This is a genomic window from Flavobacterium sp., assembly GCF_003525665.1.
Lineage (GTDB): Bacteria > Bacteroidota > Bacteroidia > Flavobacteriales > Flavobacteriaceae > Flavobacterium.
The window spans coordinates 23,818-24,581 of the sequence record NZ_DQDX01000130.1; the positions used below are offsets into that span (position 1 = coordinate 23,818).

1 protein-coding gene is annotated in these 764 nt (G+C 30.6%); it reads left to right on the forward strand.

The genetic code is table 11. From position 1 onward, the window contains the following. Positions 1-136: 136 nt before the first annotated feature. Positions 137-764: Fic family protein (locus tag DIU01_RS09295; RefSeq protein WP_290833775.1), on the forward strand; the 628-nt coding region annotated here is incomplete at its 3' end.

Genomic DNA, 764 nt, shown 5'->3' on the forward strand with positions numbered 1-764 from the left:
TAAATTCCAAAATTTAAATTCCAAATTCCAAAATTTTAGCAGAAAGTTTTATTCTCAAAAAATATATTTAGTTTCTTAATATCGGATAGATTCAAAATTTGTATTATCCGATATTAAGAAGTACATTTGCTTCATTATGTGGAACATTGATATAAAATATAGAGAAGAATTACAATCAACATTCGATAGATTGTATGATAAAGTGGCTGTTTTAAAAAGAAGCAGACCATTGCCTAACATTGCTTTGCAAAAAATAAAAGAATCTTTATCAATCGAATGGACTTATAATTCGAATAGTATTGAAGGAAACACTTTGACTCTTCAAGAAACTCAAATGGTTTTGCAAGAAGGAATCACTGTAAAAGGAAAGTCACTTCGCGAACATTTTGAAGCTAAAAATCACGAGAAAGCCATCAATTATTTGTTTTCTATTGTTGATGATAGTTATGAAATTCGAGCAATAGATATACTTTCAATTCACAGTTTGGTTTTAAATATGATTGAAGAAGATTTTGCAGGAAGATTAAGAAATGGTGGCGTTCGAATTTCTGGAGCTAATTTTATTCCGCCCAATGCCAATAAAGTTTCCGCTTTACTTGATGAATTGATTGATTTTGTAACTACCAATCCGATGCAACTTAATGATATTGAGTTGGCTACTATTTTCCATCATAAGTTTGTTTGGATTCATCCGTTCTTTGACGGAAATGGAAGAACTGTTCGACTGGCAATGAATTTATTATTGATGCGAAAAGGTTTTCCGC